This is a genomic window from Microbulbifer elongatus (genome assembly GCF_021165935.1).
Classification (GTDB): domain Bacteria; phylum Pseudomonadota; class Gammaproteobacteria; order Pseudomonadales; family Cellvibrionaceae; genus Microbulbifer; species Microbulbifer elongatus.
Map to the genome: position 1 here is coordinate 2,232,418 of NZ_CP088953.1, position 20,778 is coordinate 2,253,195.

Genomic DNA, 20,778 nt, shown 5'->3' on the forward strand with positions numbered 1-20,778 from the left:
GTGGATCAGGTAGCATTATGTAATTACCTGATCGATAAAGGTCTTCTGCTCTCACAGGATGCAACCTTTACCCCGCTCTCCGGCGGGGTTTCTTGTGAAATCCTGCTGGTAGATGACGGCCAGTCGCGCTTCGTGGTGAAGCGCGCGCTGGACAAGCTCAAGGTAAAAGACGATTGGTTTGCGGATATCAAACGCAATATCACCGAACAGGAATACCTCCGCTATGTGGGCGCATTCCTGCCGGAATCCGTACCCGCCATTCTCTACTCTGATACGGAAAAGTACTTTTTCTGTATGGAGATGATTGAGGGTGGCCTGGAAAACTGGAAGTCCCGCCTGCTATTGGGCGAATACGACCGGCAGTACGCGCGCCTCGCCGGCGACTATCTTGGAACCATTCACCGCCGATCTCTCGGGGATGCGGTTGCCCGGGAAAAATTTGACACCCTCAAAGACTTCACCGAACTGCGGCTGGATCCCTACCTGCTGAAAACCGGCAGCCGGTATCCGCAGCTAAATCCGTATTTCACGGCAGAAGCAGAGCGGATTGCAGGTACCCGCACCTGCCTGATTCACGGCGACTACAGCCCCAAAAACCTGATGGTGGGCAGTGGCCGGCTGGTGATACTGGATTGTGAAGTCGCCTGGTACGGCGACCCGGTATTCGATGTGGCTTTTCTGTTGAACCACTTCCTACTGAAGGCGCTGCACCGGCCGAAAAATGCCGCGCAGATACTCGGCCTCGGCCTGAAGGTGTGGGACAGCTACACCGCTGCAGCAGATACGGTGGTCGACGACGCATTTGAGGTGCGACTGTGCCATCTGCTGCCGATACTGATGTTGGCGCGTGTGGATGGAAAATCCCCGGTGGAATACCTGGACAGCAGCCAGCAACAGACAGTACGGGATTTCACGTACGCTGTAATTCCTGATTCTCCCAACACACTTAACCAACTTGTCCACCAATGGACCGAGCTTTTGACCGCTGAATGAATAACGGTAAGAAAACCATGAATATCCAGAGTATTGACGCCTTTCAGATTTACGATTCCCGCGGTTTTCCTACCGTAGAAGTACAGGTGACCCTTGAAAGTGGCATCACTGGTACGGGCCTGGTGCCGAGCGGCGCATCTACCGGGCAATTCGAAGCCCTGGAATTGCGCGATGGCGACAAAGCGCGCTTTCGCGGGAAGTCCGTATTCAGGGCCATTGAAAATATCCAGAAAGAAATCGCCCCAGTATTAAAGGGGATGCCGGTCACCGATTTAAAAGCCATCGACAACAAACTGGTCGAGCTGGACGGTACCGCCAACAAATCCCGCCTCGGCGCCAACGCCACTCTCGGTGTATCTATGGCGTGTGCCCGCGCTGCCGCCAACGCTCGCGGTGTGCCGCTGTATGAATACCTTGGAAAAGGCCAGGGCACTCTGTTGCCGCTGAACGAAATTCAAATCCTCGGTGGCGGTGCACACGCCGACTGGGCCATCGATATTCAGGATTTTCTGATCATCGCCGTGGGTGCCAAGACCTACGAAGAAACCCTGGAAATGACCTTCAATATCTACCACGCCGCAGGCGAAGTGATGAAGGCTCGGGGCAAAAGCGTCGGCCTGGCCGACGAAGGCGGCTGGTGGCCGGCATTCGACAGCAACGAAGAACCTTTCGAAGTGCTGCTGGAAGCCGTGCGCATGGCGGGCTATGCAGCAGGCAAAGACGTTGCCATTTCTCTGGACATCGCCGCCAGCGATCTCTACGACGGCCAGCACTACCATCTGAAAAAAGACGGTACTTCCTTTACCCCGGCAGAATTCTGCGACCTGATGATCCAGTGGTGCGACAAGTACCCCATCATCTCAATCGAAGACCCTTTCGCCGATACCGATTTCGACAGCTGGAAGCGATTCACCGCGGAAGTGGGCAAGCGCGTACAGGTTATCGGTGACGACCTGTTTACCACCAACATCGAACGCATCCAGAACGGTATCGACAACCAGCTCGCCAACTCAGTTCTGATCAAACTCAACCAGATCGGCACCGTTTCCGAAACCATGGCGGCCATCGAAATGACGCAGAAAGCCGGCTGGCTCCCCGTCGTCTCCGCCCGCTCAGGAGAAACCGAAGACGCATTTATTGCTCATCTCGCTGTCGCGACCAATGCGGGTCAGCTCAAAGTGGGTTCCTTTGCCCGCAGTGAGCGGATGGTGAAATGGAATGAGGTACTGCGGATTGAGCGGAGCCTGGGTAACCGGGCGCGGTTTGTTGGGGCGGAACTTTACCGGATCATTTTCTCCTGAATGTTTCTCGAAAAGGCCGGAGCGAATTATCGCTCCGGCCTCTTGCTTTTCAGGCTGTTAGTTACTCAGCGTAAACTTGTCGAGATTCCACTGCCAGTCGTGCGTGCCTGCCCCATAAAGTCTCACAGTATGAGCGCCGGCTTTGAGATAAACCGTACCTCCGCTTAATGGTTGGAAATTGTCCCAGCCAGCATTAGGTATCGCTGTCTGTGTCTTGTTACTCCAGGTTCCACTTTCATTGACAAGGAAGTCAATACGCCCACCGGTAATGCCACTACTGATGTTATACGTAATACTGTAGATGCGATCTTCAGGCACGGTGACGGTGTAGTCTACATAGTCTTCGCGATTCACGTAATTGATCGCTGTAGTAGCCCCAGTTGTGTAGGTGCTTATGGCTTGCGATTGGCCATCTGAAAAATGGCCTCCAACGTTATCGAAATCCTCCGCCTCTTTCTCGATATCAATACTCCCGTTGCCGGAATCACCTCCATCGGTATCTGGCACGGGTTTATAGAAACGCACCCAGTCCACCAGGAATTTGTTTCGGCTGGGGTCTGCCAGCTCTTCATCGGTGGGGGGCGCGGTACCCTGGGCATCGCGCCAGGGTTGGTGTTCGGCATCAAAGATGACCTGCATGGGTTTGCTGAGGCCGGATCCCCCCGTATAGCCGTAGGGGTCAATCATGTCCTGGCCGGATACGGTGCGTACGTGCTCGCCGTTTACGTAGTATTCCAGGGTCCAGGGGTCAATCCAGTAAACACCAATACGGAAAAATTGGTCGCGCCAGGTGCCGCCATTGGGGTTGGGGTACCAGCTGCCGGCGTCTTTGGGCTGGTAGTCCTGGAAGGGTTCGCGGATAAACACGTGATGGCTCAGGTGGAGGCGCTCATCGAACCAGGTCTCGCTGGGGCGGTCGCTGCCGTAGGACTCCAGTACGTCGATTTCCTGGGTGGAGTCGGCGCTCAGCAGCCAGAAGGCGTTGGCCAGGGTGAGATTGGTGATCTTGGTGCGCGCTTCCATGTACAGCGGGTAGGTCAGGCTCTCCTTGGAATGAATCGCTCCGGTGTAGACCTTGATGGTGCCGGGCTTGCGGGTGGCCTTGATCACCAGGTTGCCGTCCTCCACGGAGGAGTTGGGGGCGTGGTATTCGGTTTCGCCGGGGCCGAGCCAGGGGTTGATAAAGCCTTCGCTCCAGCGCTCGAAGAAGGTGGTGCTCTTACCGGAAGCCGGTGCTGCGTAGTTGAAATCGTCAGAGAGTGGGTGCAGTTCCCACGTGTTGCCGGGCCCTGCATCGGCCGGAACCGGAATGCCGTCCCAGTCGGCGGCCATCAGAGGGGTACTAAACATGAGCGCCGCCAGGGCGCACTGAGTGGTTTTCATCACTTTGCTCCATACGCTCAATCCGTTCCTGGACGAGCGCGTTATTGTTATATCGGAGCAGTTAGGTTACTGTTAATTGTTAACAATTTAAAGCGGTCAATGACTACGCGGTGCGGATTGGGGAGTCGTTCGCATTTTCGGGTATCCAGAGCCGTATTGGTCGGACACAACGCCGGCCAATAGCACCAACCAATAACAGCGACGATGCAGCAGCGGTATGAAAGCAGCCAATAAATTCGGAGTTCTCGCGCTGATCTTTATCAGTGTGGTGATCAACTATATGGACCGCACCAATATTTCGGTGGCGGCCAATGCGACTTCTCAGGACCTGAGCCTTACCCCGGTTCAGATGGGGATCATCTTTTCCGCTTTCGCCTGGACTTATTCCATCATGCAGATTCCCGGTGGGATGATCGTGGATGTGGTGAAGGTGCGGATTCTGTATCCGTTTATCCTGGTAGCCTGGTCGTTGGCGACCATCGTGCAGGGGCTGGTCAGTTCACTGGCGGCGATGGTGGGATGCCGTATGGCAATCGGCTTTTTCGAGGCGCCATCGTATCCCGCCAATAACAAGATCGTTACCCAATGGTTTTCTCGGCAGGAGCGGGCTAGCGCGATTGCCGTATACACCTCTGGTCAGTTTATTGGTCTGGCCTTTCTGATGCCGGTGCTGGCCCTGATTCAGGAGTGGTTTGGTTGGCGCGGGCTGTTTATTGTCTCCGGTGTGATCGGCATTATGTGGGCGGCGATCTGGTACTGGCTGTATCGTGAGCCCGGGAGTGAGGATAGCGGTACGATCAGGGATGAGAAGGGGCAGAAGTCACCGGTAAGGGAGAGCAGAGATACACCGGCGGCGGTCAGCTGGGACAATATCCGTCTGGCATTCTCCAGCCGCAAGCTCTGGGGTATTTATATCGGGCAGTTTTGCCTCGGCAGCACCTTGATCTTCTTTCTTACCTGGTTCCCGACCTATCTCGCCGAATACCGGGGAATGGGAGATCTTAAAACCGGTTTACTGGCATCGGTGCCGTTTCTGGCGGCTTTTTGCGGGGTGTTGCTTTCCGGGTTTACCTCGGACTGGCTGGTGCGGCGTGGCTTCTCGAACGAGTTTGCGCGCAAGACACCGGTGATTCTAGGCCTGCTACTTTCCGGCTCCGTGATTGGTGCTAACTATGTGGACTCGATTGCCGCCGTTACCTTTTTCCTATCCCTTGCCTTCTTCGGCAACGGTCTCGCCTCTATCAACTGGGTATTTGTTTCCCTGATCGCCCCGAAGCAAATGGTCGGTTTGGTGGGAGGCTGCTTCAACTTTATCGGTGGTCTCTCCGCCGTAACCATCCCCGTAGCCATCGGCTTCCTGGTGCAGGATGGTGATTTCCGCCCCGCGCTGGCCCTGATCGGAGCCCTGGCACTGCTGGGGCTGTGCGCCTATGTGTTTCTGGTTGGGAAGATTGAAGAAATTCCCATGCAGCGCCCAAATCAAAACCCTGATCTCGAAGATGCCAAGCCTTCAGCTTGACCCCTCTACCTGAAAATATTGATGAGTCGATTTATGAACTTCCCGATAAAGCAACTTTCAGCCGCTGTTTTTCTTGCAACCCTGATCAGTGGTTGTGGCGATGATGCCCGTTCCAACGCTACAGAGTCGGCTACGGAAAATACACAAGCGTCCGAGAAAGGTGGCGATGCTAAATCCCTGTGGACGTTTGAACAGGGCCAGGTGCCAGCTGCAATACAGCTTGAGAATGCGGATGCCCGTGTGATTGATGGGGAGACTGGCAAGGCGCTGGAAGTGCAGCTGCGCACCAAAACCCAGTACTCGGCGAATCTTACCTTCGCCCCTGAGCAGCTGTGGGACTGGAGCGGGCTGGGGAATTTTGCCTTTGCCCTGGATATTGCCAATCCGAAGGCCTCTTCGGTGCACCTGTACGTTACCGCGACGGATAAAAACGGTAAGGCGCACAATCGCAGCTTCGCGGTGCCAGAAAATTCCAGCGGCACCTATTTTATGGAGTTGAAAGGGCCGGATCTGACGGTGGAGACCGGGATTCGTTCCAATCCACCCAGCTGGGACTCCGAGTTTCAGGACATGATCTACCGCTGGGGTGATAAGCAGTTGGATGTCAGTGCGATTGAGAGCATCGCCTTTACGGTTACCGGCGTACTTGAAGACAAGACCCTGGTGATCGACAACGTACGGTTGATTCAGCCCAAATCTCTGGATAAAGACTACCTCAAGGGGCTGGTGGATGAGTTTGGCCAGAACGATAAGCTGGATTTCGCCAACAAGGTGGAATCCCTTGAGGAATTGCGTGCAATCTCCGCAGAAGAGCAATCACAGCTGCGTAAAACACCGATGGATGGCCGCTCCCGCTTCGGCGGCTGGGCAGAAGGGCCAAAGCTGGAAGCTACCGGCTATTTCCGCACAGAAAAAGTGAATGGCAAATGGGCCCTGGTAGATCCGGAGGGCCATCTGTTTTTCTCCACCGGCATTGCCAACGTGCGCCTGGCCAATACCTCCACCATTACCGGATATGACTTTGACAAAGCCAGAGTTCCCCAACGCACCCCCGGCGACCTGACGCCAGAGGATTCTCTTGGTCTTAACCGCGTGCCCGACGCGGCCATTCCGACGCGCCATATCAGCTCGCCTCTGCGTGCGGAGATGTTTACCTGGTTGCCGGAGTACGATGAGCCCCTGGGACAGAACTTTGGCTATCGCCGCGAAGTGCACACCGGCGTTATTGAACACGGTGAAACGTTTAGTTTTTACCGGGCCAATTTACAGCGCAAATACGATATTGCCGATGAAGAACGGTTGATGGCGAAGTGGCGGGAGACTACGGTTGATCGCATGCTGAGCTGGGGATTCACTTCCTTCGGTAACTGGGTTGACCCTGCCTACTATCAGATGAATCGAATTCCGTATTTTGCCAACGGCTGGATTATCGGCAACTTCAAAACCGTGAGCAGCGGCAATGATTACTGGAGCCCGCTGCCGGATCCGTTTGATCCGCTGTTCAAAGAGCGCGCCTATATTACGGCCGAGCAGATTGCCAAAGAGGTCGCAAACAACCCCTGGTGCGTGGGTGTATTTGTGGACAACGAAAAGAGCTGGGGGCAGGAGGGTTCCACCGCTTCCCAGTACGGCGTTGTGATCAATACCCTGGGCCGCGCAGCGGGTGAAAGCCCGACCAAGGCGCAGTTTGTGCAACTGATGCAGGATAAGTATGGCGAAATCGACGAGCTGAATAGTGCCTGGAATATTCAGCTGGCGGATTGGGACAGCTTTGCAAACGGTGTGGCGCTGACCGACTTCAACGATGCCATGGTCGAAGACTTCTCCAGCATGCTGGAGCATTACACCGGTCAGTACTTCAAGATCGTGCGGGAAGCCGTCAAGCACTATATGCCCAATCATATGTATCTGGGCGCACGTTTTGCCGACTGGGGAATGACGCCGGAGGTGCGCAGCGCTGCGGCGAAATATGCGGATGTGGTGAGTTACAACTACTACAAGGAAGGCGTCAGCGATAAGTTCTGGCATTTTCTGGAAGAAATCGACCGCCCCTCCATTATTGGTGAGTTCCACAATGGCGCACTGGATTCCGGCCTGCTGAACCCGGGTCTGATCCACGCCAGCTCCCAGGCCGATCGCGGCAAGAAATTCGCCGAGTATATGAACAGCGTGATCGACAACCCGTATTTTGTTGGCGCGCACTGGTTCCAGTACATTGACTCTCCTCTGACCGGCCGTGCCTACGATGGGGAAAACTATAACGTGGGCTTTGTGTCTGTTACCGACATCCCTTATGAGCCGCTGGTGGAAGCGGTCAAGGAAGTGAACGAGAACCTGTACCAGCGGCGCTTCGGGAAAACGGCGGGTTCCAGCAACGAGGCCAATTGATCATGAAGCGATTTCCGGCTTTGCGCCTGCCTCTTGTAGCCCTTGCGTTCATTGGTTCCAGTTGTGCTTGGGCGGATGTGCATTTCACGGAAGTCAGTGAGCAGCAGGGGCTGAATACCGAACCGACCTGGAAATACGGCGGCCCTGCTGTTTCGGATCTGAACGGTGATGGCCGTTATGAATTGTTGCTGAGCAATCATGACAAGGTGCCTGCACAACTATTCTGGGGCGGGGCTGATGGACGCTACCGCGAGCACGATTCACCGCTTATGCGCTGGGACGTGCACGGTATTGCCGCCGGTGACTATGACGGGGATGGCGACCAGGATGTAGCGGTCGCACTCGGCGGCGGCAACGGCACCAGCCCGCAGCCGCCGCGCATCCTGAAAAATAATGAGGGTGTGTTCGACGATATCACCGTCGGTAGCGGTATCGAAAACATGGGCGCCCGCGGGCGCTCGTTACGCTGGGTCGATATGGACCTGGATGGGGATCTGGACCTGTTGCAGATCAACGCGGTCATGCTGCCCGGCGAAAAAGGCCCGCGCAATATCCTGTTCGAAAATGTGGGCGAGGATCAGTTTCGCTACCGTCCCGCACCGGCGTTCGAGCAACTGGAGGCCGAGCGGGTTCTGGTTACGGATTTCAATGGCGATCATGTTGATGACCTGATCGCCTTCTCGCCACTAAGTCTGTGGGCCGGCGAAGGCCAGTTCGGGTTCCGCGATGTCACCGAGCAGTGGTTGCCTGAGGGTACGGACCGGGAATACGTGATGGCGGTAGCCGAGGCCGATATCGACAACGATGGCGACCTGGACTATTACCTGGCCCGCGGCAAAACCTATTACCAGATCGCCAACAACGCGGTGTCATTTGATTCTGCCAGTGGACGCCTGGATCTGCGCGATGAAGGTAATCGCAGCCACGACGGGATCACTTTCTACAGTGATGGATCTCTGCAGCTCAATGAATTTTTTCATTGGCAGCGGGGGCAGGAAATTACTCTGCCGGTGCATCTCGGCGCGAATGGGGAAACTCTGGCTACCCCAGCGGGTAAATCCCTGGTGACCGTGTCACCAGAGAAGGCGCAGGGCTTTCGCGCAGAATTGAGCGAAAATGGCTGGCATCTCGGCGTGGTGGAGCAACCCGATTCCCGGGCGACAGGCAATGGCCCTTACCAGTGGCGTCTGGAGTGGCTGTTAAACGGTGATCTCGCCTGGGATATCCGCGCCAGTGTACATGGCGTCAAGCAGATAGCACCTGACTGGACGCCCCAGGCGCTGGGTGTTGCCGATATCCTATTGCGCAACGATGGCCGGGGTTTTACCGACATCAGCGACCGTCTTCCCCCACTAACTGCCGACAATAACTGGGGCGTGACCACCGGGGATCTCGACAATAACGGCTACGCCGATTTTTTTGTGTACCGCTTCGGCGAATTGCACCGCCGGGTAGAAGATCTTTTGTTGTTAAATCAGGATGGCAATTCTTTCCGGCAGGCATCCAGTCACGGCGGCACCGTTCTGGGCCAGTCCGGTCACGGCGACATGGGCGCGGTGTTTGATTTCGATCAGGATGGTGACCTGGATCTGCTCAGTGGGGACGACGATCAGGGGCGCTGGCATCTGTTTGAGAATGCGCTGAATCCTCATGAATCTGAATCCCCGGAGAATAACTACCTGCAAGTACGCGTCGGCTACTCGGCCAAGGGTACCGACCCGAAGGGAGCCGAGGTTTCCGTAACCAGCCCCCACCGGCGCTATCAGCGAATCGGTGCGGGCAGTGCCACCCACTCTCAGGGTCAGCTAGATGTTGCGCATTTTGGCCTTGAGCGGAGCCGCGATCCGGTGGATATTCATGTGCGATGGCGGGATGGAACAGAGGCGATACTGCGCGGCCTTGCTGTCAATCAACGGGTATTCATAAGCGGCGACAGCGATAGAGCTAAAAGCGCCACTGCAAGCGGTGCGCCCCCTCGCAGTGTCGATTTTAATTTTGGCTGGAAATTCCGTTTGCAGGATGACGAGAACTTCCGTAAACCCGAATACGATGACAGCCAGTGGCGCGACCTGCGCCTGCCGCACGACTGGAGTATCGAGCACGACTTCGACCCGGCACTGAACGGCGCCACCGCCTATTTGCCCGGCGGCATCGGCTGGTACCGAAAAACCTTTACCACGCCCGAACACGCCGAAGGAAAAGTCACCTATCTGAATTTTGACGGAATCTACAATCACTCGGAAATCTGGCTCAATGGTGTGAAGATCGGCGGGCGCATCAATGGGTACACGCCGTTTAGCCTCGATCTCACCGAACACCTGGCCCCGGCGGGGCAAGACAATGTTGTCGCAGTACGGGTGGATCGCAGCCGTTATATCGATAGCCGCTGGTACACCGGATCGGGTATCTACCGCAGTGTAAAGCTGCTGACCGTAGACCCGCTGCATATTCCTGTATCCGGGGTATTTATCCAGACTCCGGAAATCAGTACAGATATGGCGCAGGTTAGTGTCCAGGTAGATATCGTCAATAAATCAGAGGCGCAGCCCTTTTTGGTTGAGACGGAGATCTTCGACCAGATGGGCAAGGCGGTCGCTCGCAGCAGAACCCGAAAATCTCTGGCCGACCACAGCGACGGTACTGTTAACCTCCAACTTGAAGTCGCTGCCCCCAGTTTGTGGAGCCCGCAAACGCCGAATTTATATACGGCGGTAACCCGTGTGATACAAGGCGATCGTATTATTGATCAGGTGGAGAGCCGCTTCGGTATCCGTTCCCTGCGCTTTGACGCAAACGAAGGTTTTTTCCTGAACGGTGTCAATACGCCCATCAAGGGCGTAAACCTGCACCACGATGCGGGCGCAGTGGGTGTTGCGGTACCGAAGGATGTGTGGCGACGCCGCCTGGCAACATTGAAGACCGCTGGCACCAACGCTATTCGCACTGCCCACAACCCAGCCTCGGAAGAGTTCCTCGATCTGTGCGATGAGATGGGGTTTCTGGTACAGGCGGAAATCTTTGATGAGTGGGACAACCCGAAAGACAAGCGCCTGAATCAGTGGGAGCGGCACAGCGATTACATCAGCCGTGGCTATGCGGATTACTTCCAGCAAGAGGCCGAATCAGACCTGAGACTGGCCGTAAAGCGTGACCGCAACCACCCCTCCATCATTATGTGGAGCATCGGTAACGAGATCGAGTGGACCTATCCCCGTTACAAGGACGCCACCGGTTATTTCGACATGAACGCGTCGGGTAATTACTTTTACAACCCACCGTTTATTACCGAACAGGAAATCAAGGACCGCTTCCACGGTAGCGAAGAGGGTGAATATGTACTCGCCAAGACCGCGAACAAACTGTCTGGCTGGGTCAAAGAATTGGATACCAGCCGGCCGGTTACTGCGAACCTGATTCTGCCTTCTGTGAGCCATATTTCCGGTTATACCGACGCGCTGGATATCGTCGGCTATAGCTATCGCCGGGTGATCTACGACTACGGTCACCAGCGGTACCCCGAGAAAATGATTATGGGCACTGAAAACGTGGTGCAGTGGCATGAGTGGAAAGCGGTGGAAGAGCGCCCCTTTATTCCCGGTACCTTTCTGTGGACGGGAACGGACTATCTGGGAGAGGCCAATGGCGCCTGGCCACGCAAGGCGGTGCGCAGCGGCATGCTGGATGTAGCCGGTTTCGAGACGCCGGCCTATGACCTCTACCGCACTCTCTGGAACAGCGCACCTTATATCGCGATTACCTCGCAAACCGAGGAAAAATCGCTGTACCGTCGTGATGCTGATGGCGGTGTAGTGGAAAAGACTCCGGGCGCCTGGGCGCAGCGGGTGTGGGGCTGGCAAGACGTAAATCGTCATTGGAATTACCAGGACGGCGAGCCGGTTATCGTCGAGGTGCTAAGCAATTGTCCGGAAGTAGCCTTGTCACTGAATGGCGAACCCCTCGGGACGCGGGCCCTTGCGGATAGTCCGGACCGCCTGTTGAAGTGGGCGCTGCCATTCGTGAGCGGTCGCCTTAGAGCCCATGGCGTCAATGGCTGCGATGTGTCCGCGGAAGTCGAAACCACTGGCGGGCCAGCCGCGGTCGCGCTTTCACTGGATCGAGACACCTTACCGGTAGACGGTTACAGTGCCGCACATGTGACGGCAAAACTTGTGGATGACCAGGGCAGACCTGTACGTCACCAGGATAGGCGAATTGAGTTCGAGCTCGCAGATGGACTTGAGCTGCTGGGTACGGATAATGGCCGAACCTCCCGTATGACGGGGTACAAAAGTACAAAGCTGCGTACCAGTGAAGGTAAGGCGCTGTTGATTGTCCGTGGCCTTGTAGAAGAAGGCGAAATAGCACCAACCACAATCCGCCTGGATAAGGCAGTACAGGCGAAAATCATTGGGGAGGCTGGTGTCGATTAAAAATGGGTAGAGAACTTGAAGAACAATATAAATGGATTGTCCCGTCGCAAGCTGGTGTTTGGCATACTCTCCAGCGCACTCGGCGCATTGCCATTAAGCGCTGCAGCCAGAGCACTGTTAACGAATAGTCGCGTTACCACTAGTTCGATTAATAAAATGAATCGCGAGGAAGAAGAAGTGAGTGAGCATTCGCAGAATTCTGCCGAGCCTGGTCAGCCAGAGGTTTTCGATCAGCGCATCTGTAGTCTGGGGGAGGGGCCCTTGTGGCATCCACAGCGCAAAAACCTGTACTGGGTGGACTTGCTCAACAAGCGGGTACTGGCCAACGGTGCGGAAGGTGAACAGGCCTGGGAATTTGATGAGATGCCCTCTGCGATTGGCTGGGTGGATAAGGACCGGGTCATTGTGGCCTTTGAAAGTGGCCTGAACCTGCTGAATCTGGACAGCGGCGAGAAAACCCTCCTGTGTGCTCTGGAACCAGATCAACCTGGGAATCGAAGCAATGACGGACGGGCCGACCCCTGGGGTGGGTTCTGGATCGGTACCATGGGCAAGGAAGGGGAGCCGGAGCAGGGCAATCTGTACCGCTGGTACAAGGGCGAGTTGCGCCAGCTGGACAGCGGTATGACCGTGCCGAACGGTATCTGCTTTGATAGCGCGCGCAACCTCGGGTATTACGCAGATTCGGCCAGAGGTGTGATTTATCGGGTGCCGTTAAACGAAGCCGATGGTTGGTTGGCTGGGGAGCGTGAAGTCTTTCTCGACCTCAGTAAAGAGGGACTGACCCCCGATGGGGCGGTAATGGACGGCCAGGGGAATATGTGGTCCTCCCTGTGGGATGGTGCGCGTACCCAGTGCTTCACCCCGGAAGGCCTTGTAACCGGCGCTTTACAGGCACCGGTGACTCGCACCACATGCCCCGCCTTCGGCGGGGATGACTTTACCGATATGTATGTCACCACGGCAGCGGTCGGGCTGGAAGACAAACCCGGTGCGGCGGTCGCCAACGGTGTGACATTGGTGTATCGGAACGCGGTAAAAGGCCAGGCCGAACCGGCGGTGATTGTGTAGTCCGGTGTTCAACTCAGTCGGATCAGAATTAAATCTGAGCTCAATAAAATAGGCGTCTCTGCGAATTTGGGGGCCGCCTTTTTTCGTGAAAAACGTGTACGCTCAGTGGTTGCTTGAAGTCTCGGGCAATTTTGCCTTTCTAAAAGCATCAATCCGTTCCATGGCCTGCCCTTCAAACTCCCGCTTCAGCTGCCATCTGGGGCGCTCCAGCTGCAGCTCCCACTGGAATAATTTCTTGTATAGCGCGGCAACTTTGTCCGGATACTGCTGCGCAAGATTCTGGGCTTCGCTGACGTCTTCCGCCAGGTTGTAGAGCTCGGCGGGTCTGTCCGGGAAGCGCAGTAGTTTCCAGTCGCCATCGCGAATCGCCGCGCGGCTCTCCTTCCTCCAGTAGAGCGACTGGTGCGGTTTTCCGCTTGCCTCGCCACTGACGAAGGGCAGCAGGTTTACACCATCGATACCCTCCAGCGTGGAAGTCTGGCCCCCGGCGGCGGCATAAAATGTCGGTAACAGGTCCAGCAGGCTAATGGGGGCCGGAAAGGTCTGCTTTGCCGGAATCCGGCCGGGCCACTGCATCACAAATGGAACCCGGATACCGCCCTCCAGATGCGTGGCCTTGGTACCGCTCAAGGGGAAGTTGTTGGAAGCATTGTGATCCGTGGGGCCGCCGTTGTCGTTTGTGAATACGATCAGAGTATTGTCGATCAGCTTCTGTTGTTCCAATACGTCGAGCAGTTTCCCCACCCCTCTGTCCAGCGCCCGGGTCATGGCGGCGACTTTCTGTCGGTTGCCGGAAAGCTCGGGGAAGGCGGCCAGATCTTCTGGCAGCGCATCCATGGGCGCATGTACCGCGGTGTAGGATAGGTAGAGGAAGAAGGGCTCGCTTTTATTGCGCTCCACAAATGCGACCGCTTCATCCGTTAGCGCGTCGGTGAAGTATTTGGGTGTCTCGGCAAAGGAGCCGAAACCGCGCTCGAGGAAATCTTCCCGGCGGGAATTGGGGTTGCTCTCATTGAACGGGAAGTACGACCGGGCACCGCCGCGAAAGCCATAAAATTCGTCGAATCCCCGCTTGAGTGGGTGGAAACGATCGGCATTGCCCAAATGCCATTTGCCCAGGATGGCGCTGTGGTAGCCCAGTGGTTTGAGGTAGTCCGCGATGGTTTTTTCGTCCAGCGGCAGCCCCATATCGTCTCCGGTAGTGCCGCTGGCACTCATATAGCCCGGTACGTTGTTTTCCTCATAGCCAAAGCGTTGCTGGTATTTACCGGTGACCAAACCCGCTCGGGATGGTCCACACACCGCGGCACTTACATACGCCTGCGAAAAACGGGTACCGTTTTTTGCGATGCGGTCAATGTTCGGTGTCTGGAATACCTCACTGCCCTGGAAACTGAAATCCGCGTAGCCCGCGTCATCCGCGAGAATCAGAATAATATTGGGCTTTTGTACGGCCTGCGCCGTGACGGAAATCAGGATCAGCGCGATGAACGCGGACAGAACGCGCAGTGTGGCGAATAAGCCGCGACAGCCGCCGATATGGTTGTGGAAAGACATGAAAACCCCCAATGCTGAAAGATCGGGGGTAGTCTACCGCTATTTGTATATTGTTAACAAAGGCCTGGCGTGGTCGCATGAACTTCAAATGACCAGCTACGGGATGCGCGGGCTGGAACCGCCGGCGCCGTCCCTCTGTCCAGCAGTTCCCGCAGGCTGTCGCCGTTGCCAATCGCCGGCTCCAGCACCAGATTGAAATAGGGCGCGCCGCCATCGCCGGCCCAGCCCCGGTAGTTGAGCCACAGGGCGATATGGGGCACTTCCGACGGTGGCAATACAAAATGCAGCGCCTCACCGGTTGCCGGGTTTTCCAGCCCGGCTATGGCCGGCGAATTGCCGCTGGTGCAGTCGGATAGGTTCTGATGGGAAAGTAACTTAGTGGCGTATCCGCTATTGGTATCCGGGTCTGGAATAATCGACATATCGGTACCGTTCGGGGTTAGTGGCCAGCGGAACTGGTCGCCAGTGGTCAGTGGGGCATTGTCGCTGGCGTAGGAACAGTACAAATGGTGGCTATCTGGCAAGCGCAGCTGCATACCAGGAGTGATGGCAAGCGCTGGGTGCATACACCAACTGAATGGAACCGGGCTGTCACTCAGGTTTTCGACACGGTATTCGAACCGGAGTGTACCGCTGTCCGGGGCGAGCAGCAGGCGGCGCTCGAAAGTTACCGGTAGTGTCTGGCACAGTTGTCTGAGTGTCAGTGTTGCGGTGCCATCGCTGTTCACGACACTCTCTTGAAGTGTCCACGGGCGGCCGTAGAGTTCGCCATGGTCGGGCAGGGGGTGACCGGCCCGGTCGCCTGCGTTCGCTGGCAGTTCGCAGGCATCTACGCTGGGGAAGCATTCGTCGATGCCCCCGGTATCGTGCTGGCGTGTGTAGCTGTGGTCCAGCTGCGCGGGCTGATGAGGAGCTCGTTCACTTTTCCACAGCCATTCGGTCTGCAGCGCCCGGCCGGAGCGCAGACTGATAATTTTGCCACCCAGGTCTGGGGCGATGTCCAGGGATAGAAACCGGTTTTTAAGTCGAAATACTGAAAAGTTTTCGCCATTCAGGTGTTCAATGGTTGCTGTGGGGTTTGCCATGGGTTTCACAGGTGAATCAAACAATAAATCAGAATTGCACTTTTCGAGGGGTAGTGCAAAAAAATGGCAGCCGGTTGGCTGCCATTTTCGGTCACCAATGAGAATATTGGTGATTGAAGGGATTGCAACTTACTGGGTGACAGTGATCGAATAAGTGGCTGTTTTCCCCTTGTTTTTGGTTTTGACGGTAATGGTTGCTGAACCGGCTTTCTTGCCGACCACGACCCCGGAGGAATTTACCGTTGCGACGAGAGGGTCACTGGTGGAGAACACCACGCTTTTGTTGGAGGCGCAGGCTGGTGCGACCATCGGATTGAGTGTGACAGACTGACCCCTACGCAAAGTACCGGAATTTGGGTTCAGGCTGACTCCGGTTACCGCCACCCAGCCCCCATCGCAGGTTTCACCGCCGCTGGAGCTGCTTGATGAGCCGCCTGAAGAACTGCTGGACGAACTACTGGACGATCCACCGGACGAACTGCCACTAACGGCACTCACGGACAGGTTGGCCGTCGCCTGAAAACCCCCATCGTCGGTGGTGACGGTAACGGTCGTGTTACCGGCAGCATTGGCCCGCGCCAGGCCCTGCTGATTAACGCTCGCCACGCCGGCGTTGCTGGACTGCCAGCTTACCCCTTTATTGGCGGCACTGACCGGATAGACGGTGGCGCTAAGCTGAGTGGTCTCGCCCACTTCGAGTTCGCTATCGCCCGCCGCGACGGAAACGCCAGTTACCGCAACTGGCACCTCGTCTCCCACAATATTGACTGGCTGGATGCCGCCCAGCTGGAACACGTCGCTACCGTTGGAGGAGCGGAATACTGGCGCCAGTGCGTAGTAGTGACCGTCTGGCAGGTGTTCAACCGGCGTTACTCCGCTCAGGTCCAGGCTGAGGGTCGTCTGACCACCGTAGCGTTTTTCTTCGGTCGTGACCGATGCGTCGTTAGCGCTCGCGGCGATCTTTACAAAACCATCCGCATTTTTTTCCACCAGATTGACGGTAATACCGTTGTACTGACCGCCCACCACGTGATGGTTGCTGCCGCCGTGGTAGTTCACCACCACATCCAGGGTGCCGTCGTTACTGTAACTGGTAGAAAGGTATTTACTTTTGTCGTCTACCCAGATGGACGGCAGTACCTCCCAGGTTTTCACGTAGTCCACCTGCATGGTGGCGTCTTCCGGGAAACCCTCGGAAGTAACCGTGTTGGGGTTGGGATCTGCGCGGTTGCAGGCGCTGTTAAAGTAAATGAACTGGCGGCGCAGGCCCATGGAGAAAATGACATGCATGGGGCGGTGCCAGAATAGGTTTGGCTTCTCGCCGATCAATTCTCCGTCCACGTACCAGCGGATAACGTCCCGGCGGTTCTCTACCGCGTAGGTGTGGAAGTCTTCGGACGGGTCAAAGGGGGCTTCAAACTTGAGCAGCTGTGCTTCCGGATAGGGTTTGGGGCGGCGCCAGTAGGTGTTGCCATTTTGACCCACGATGCGAGCGTGCAGGTTGTGGTCCATTACGTTGATCGGGTCGGCGTCATGTGGGCCGGGGCCATACCAGTCCGCCTGTTGCAGCTCGACAATATCAATTTCACTGTAATCTACGCTGCCCGGGACGTTGCGGTCGGGGTAGGGGTGGCCGTCACTGTACAGCCAGAACGCCGGGCTCAGCCCAGGGAATACCTTGACCCCTTTGAGGCTGGCTTCGTAGTAACCGTACACGCCGTCATTGGTGGACTTTACCGCACCGGATTTGTAGTAGAGCTCGCGCTGGACGGTAGCGCCGCCCTGACACACATCGCGGAAAGGCCGCGTGTGGGTCTCTTGGGTGACCTCGATATTCAGTTTTCCGTCCGCCACATAGGCGTTGTCGCTATCAAAGGTCCAGGCGCCGATCACCAGGTCGTTGGGATCGTTGATCCATTTGCTGGTGTCGAGGCTGTTGCCATTGAAGTCGTCGGTGCGGTTGCCGAGCTCCTGCCAACGGATTTCGCCTTCGACCGCGCCCACAGGGCGGACATTCTGCGCCTGTACGGCGGTGGTACCGGCGAGCAGCAGCGCAGCCAGTATTGGGGTGGTTTTCATAGAGGGTTCTCTTCGCTAGTCAACTTATTGTTGTGTCACACAACCCTGAGTCTTACAGCACTCTCAAGGTAAAACAAATGTAAACATATGATGTTGAGGCTTAACAAGGGATCCGGGCGCTGGGGCAAGGGAGGTGGCCGGAAATGCGAGGTAGTTCCCGCGTCTCGTACCTTGTTGCGGACGGGTACCGCCTTGCCAATATGGTACGTATTGCTTTGCTAAACATCATATGTTTGAATGCATCTAATGAATGGCGGTAGCGGGTCAAAACCCGGCATTGAGGTGTCTAACCATTCATTCGTCCATATGTAGGGCGTAGTGCGCTTAATAGGTACTCGCCCGATCCGGAAGCTGGCGGCACAGCAGGCTCCGGTGAAGGCGGAAGCGCGATGAAAATAATCCAGTATAAAAATGAGAGGGAAGACGTGAAGAATCAGAGCCCAAAGTCCATGCACAGCTTGCTGATGCTCGGTTGCTGCTCCGTAGCCACGCTTTTCAATGTCGCCATCGCACAAGAGGTGGAGACCAAGAAAAAATTCGATGAGACCAGCGCCCTGCAAGAAGTGGTTGTTACCGCTCAGAAACGCGAGCAGTCTGTTCAGGATGTTCCCGCATCCATGGAGGTTCTTTCAGGAGACCTGATTGAAGAACTCGGAGCGGATACTGGTTTCGATATTGTGAAATACCTGCCGGGCTTCGGCGTTGACGATAACAACGAAATCCGCACCACCACCCTGAAAACCCGCGGTATTGGTACTTTCACCAGCTCCATTGGTCTGCAATCGTCCAACCTGATCGTGGTTGACGGCGAAGTACTGCCGCGCCAGTCCATGATGAATCTGGCCATCGCTGACGTGGAGCGCGTTGAGGCACTGCGGGGCCCGCAGGGTACACTTTTCGGTCAGAATACTTCTACCGGCGTTATTCACTACGTGACTAAGCGTCCGCAAATCGGCGAGTTTTACGGTAGCGCCAAAGCCGAACTGACCGAATATAACGGTCGTCAGGTCAGCAGTGCGGTCAACTTGCCCATCAACGATAATTGGGCTGCGCGCATCAACGTGCAGCACGGCGAGCAGGACGGCTGGATCCGCAACGAATACCCGGGTGGCGAAGATGTGGGTGCGGAGGAAAAGTCCGGTATTCGCACGCAGTTCCTGTACGACAATGGCAATGACCTGAGCGCTCTGGTACGTATGGATTACTCCGAGCGCGACACCAACTGCTGTTCCATGGTTAAAACTGAGATTAGCCGCGAATACGGTCCAAAGCCGGTGGTGCGTATAGATGACGGCGTTGTGACTGCCGCCGCTTACAATGAAATTGATTCCGAGCCAGATTACAATGTTTTTGGTGAGCCGGTAACTGCGCGCAACCCGGAATCCAACTACGGGTCCGTTGAAAACGCCGGTCTTTCTGCGGAGGTCAACTACGATCTCGCCAACGGTATGTCTCTGAGCTACCTGGCCAGCTACCGCGACTTCGAGCTGAACAACAGCTCTGGCTTCTTTACCTTCAAGTTCCCGGTACACCGCGAACACTTCGGTGGTAACGAGTCCGTTGAGGTAATTCAGCAAGAATTGCGCATCAGCGATTTTGACAACGAAACCTTCAACTGGGTACTGGGTGCCTTCTTCCATGATACTGCCGGCCAGCGTTCAGAAATTACCGATGGCTGTGTGGGCGGCGGTGGCGCCAGCTCCCGTGGTGTGATTGAAGATGGGGTGATGACCGGTTGTGTAAGCAATGCGTCTGCATTGGCCTTCATCAACCATTACAACGAAACCGGTACGCAGGATCGCTCCCTGCTGGTTGCCGATCGCAACCTGTCCGCTGGTGACTTCACCGCAGACTTCACCAATACCGCGCTGTTCGGTCAGCTGGAATACCAGATTACCGATCGCCTGGATGCGACCCTGGGCTTCCGTGCCCTGCACGAGAAAGGTTCCGCCTCTTTCGACGCCCTGTGGCTGCGCCCGCCCACCGATGGCACCGGAATGGAAACCTTCGACGAAGTGTTGGCAATGTCCAAGTCTGACCCATCTCTGATCCGTAACGATCCGGAAGGTGCGAAGTTCTCCGACTCCAATACCGACTTTATTTATAAAGCGGTACTGGGATACGACTTCACCGACAACATTCGGGCCTATGTGAATTACTCCACTGGCTACAAAGGTCCTTCATACTTTGTAACCAGCAACACCAACCCGGCGGATGCCGAGTACTTCCCGACCCGTCCGGAACAGTCCACCAACTTTGAGGTAGGCGTGCGTTCACGCCTGCTGGACGACAAACTGCAATTCAACCTGACCTACTTCGATATGGCCGTGGAAGACTACCAGGTTCGCGCTCAGCGCCTGGTGGACGAAGCGTCTAACACCTACTTTGCCGGCTACGTGAATGCGGACGAAGTACGTTCCACCGGTTTCGAAGCGGATGCGGTGTACAAGCTGACTTCCGATCTGAAAGTGGTCGCCAGCTATGCCAACTACGAAGCAACCTACGAGGACTTTGCGGATACTCCGGTAAACTGCCCCGGTGGCACCCTGGCGGATCGCTGTAGCGTTGTCGGTGGTCGCAATGTGTTCGATCAAACCGGTTTGCCGGTTGAGAACAATGCACAGGAACAGGCGCTGGTGACGCTCAACTACAATCGCGAGATTGGCAGCACCGGTTGGGACGCGAATGTACGCACTGTATGGCGCTACGAAGGTGACTTCACTCCCTCCGCAAACATGATGGCACAAGAATTTGATCCAAACGCAGATTACGATGTGCTGGATCTCTACATCGGTGTCGGCAACGACAAGCTGCGTGGCAATCTGTTCGTGAAAAATGTCATGGACGAGAGCTACAACACCTTTAAGTTTGCCGATCAGTGGGGCAATCAGGCATTGTTCTATCCGCGTGATTACTCGCGTTACTTCGGTGCCAGCGTAACTTATATGTTCTGATCTCACAGGTCGTTGGAT

General features: G+C 56.0%; 11 protein-coding genes. 7 read left to right on the forward strand and 4 right to left on the reverse strand.

Annotation, left to right across the window (positions count from 1 at the left end; all coding sequences use genetic code 11):
- Together LRR79_RS09095 and eno are read left to right on the forward strand one after the other, a co-directional pair.
- The gene (locus LRR79_RS09095) at positions 1-993 is read left to right on the forward strand and encodes a phosphotransferase family protein (RefSeq protein ID WP_231756908.1); all 993 of its coding nucleotides are present in this window, start codon (positions 1-3) and stop codon (positions 991-993) included.
- Positions 990-2,294, forward strand: a complete 1,305-nt coding sequence (eno, locus tag LRR79_RS09100; protein WP_231756909.1) for a phosphopyruvate hydratase — start codon at positions 990-992, stop codon at positions 2,292-2,294. Before LRR79_RS09095 ends, eno begins: the two co-directional genes overlap by 4 nt.
- A 57-nt stretch (positions 2,295-2,351) precedes the next feature.
- Here the strand turns inward: eno and LRR79_RS09105 are convergent, their stop codons facing one another.
- Positions 2,352-3,677 (reverse strand): carbohydrate-binding protein, encoded by a 1,326-nt coding sequence (locus LRR79_RS09105; protein WP_231756910.1) that lies wholly within the window; start codon positions 3,675-3,677, stop codon positions 2,352-2,354.
- A 217-nt stretch (positions 3,678-3,894) separates the two neighbouring features.
- Between LRR79_RS09105 and LRR79_RS09110 the strand changes: the two genes are divergently transcribed.
- The 4 genes from LRR79_RS09110 to LRR79_RS09125 are packed head-to-tail and all read left to right on the forward strand — an operon-like array spanning position 3,895 to position 13,085.
- Positions 3,895-5,196 carry an MFS transporter gene (locus LRR79_RS09110; RefSeq protein ID WP_231756911.1) on the forward strand — a complete coding sequence of 434 codons (1,302 nt, stop codon included), beginning with the start codon at positions 3,895-3,897 and terminating at the stop codon, positions 5,194-5,196.
- A gap of 33 nt (positions 5,197-5,229) precedes the next feature.
- Complete coding sequence (locus LRR79_RS09115) at positions 5,230-7,584, forward strand: beta-galactosidase (RefSeq protein WP_231756912.1); 2,355 nt, start codon at positions 5,230-5,232, stop codon at positions 7,582-7,584.
- 2 nt (positions 7,585-7,586) lie between these two features.
- Positions 7,587-12,014 carry an FG-GAP-like repeat-containing protein gene (locus LRR79_RS09120; RefSeq protein ID WP_231756913.1) on the forward strand — a complete coding sequence of 1,476 codons (4,428 nt, stop codon included), beginning with the start codon at positions 7,587-7,589 and terminating at the stop codon, positions 12,012-12,014.
- A 15-nt stretch (positions 12,015-12,029) separates the two neighbouring features.
- Complete coding sequence (locus tag LRR79_RS09125; protein ID WP_231756914.1) at positions 12,030-13,085, forward strand: SMP-30/gluconolactonase/LRE family protein; 1,056 nt, start codon at positions 12,030-12,032, stop codon at positions 13,083-13,085.
- Positions 13,086-13,187: 102 nt separating this feature from the next.
- Here LRR79_RS09125 and LRR79_RS09130 read toward each other — a convergent pair whose 3' ends face one another.
- The 3 genes from LRR79_RS09130 to LRR79_RS09140 all read right to left on the reverse strand — a co-directional run bounded on the left by LRR79_RS09130 (position 13,188) and on the right by LRR79_RS09140 (position 17,806).
- A complete protein-coding gene (locus LRR79_RS09130; protein ID WP_231756915.1) occupies positions 13,188-14,642 on the reverse strand; it encodes a sulfatase in 1,455 nt (484 codons plus the stop codon).
- 53 nt (positions 14,643-14,695) lie between these two features.
- Entirely contained in the window at positions 14,696-15,727 is a 1,032-nt protein-coding gene (locus tag LRR79_RS09135; RefSeq protein ID WP_231756916.1) for an aldose epimerase family protein, read from the reverse strand.
- Between the two features lie 129 nt (positions 15,728-15,856).
- A complete protein-coding gene (locus LRR79_RS09140; protein ID WP_231756917.1) occupies positions 15,857-17,806 on the reverse strand; it encodes an Ig-like domain-containing protein in 1,950 nt (649 codons plus the stop codon).
- A 389-nt stretch (positions 17,807-18,195) separates the two neighbouring features.
- Between LRR79_RS09140 and LRR79_RS09145 the strand changes: the two genes are divergently transcribed.
- Positions 18,196-20,760, forward strand: coding sequence for a TonB-dependent receptor (locus LRR79_RS09145; RefSeq protein ID WP_231756918.1), 2,565 nt, complete (start codon positions 18,196-18,198; stop codon positions 20,758-20,760).
- Positions 20,761-20,778: the final 18 nt, after the last annotated feature.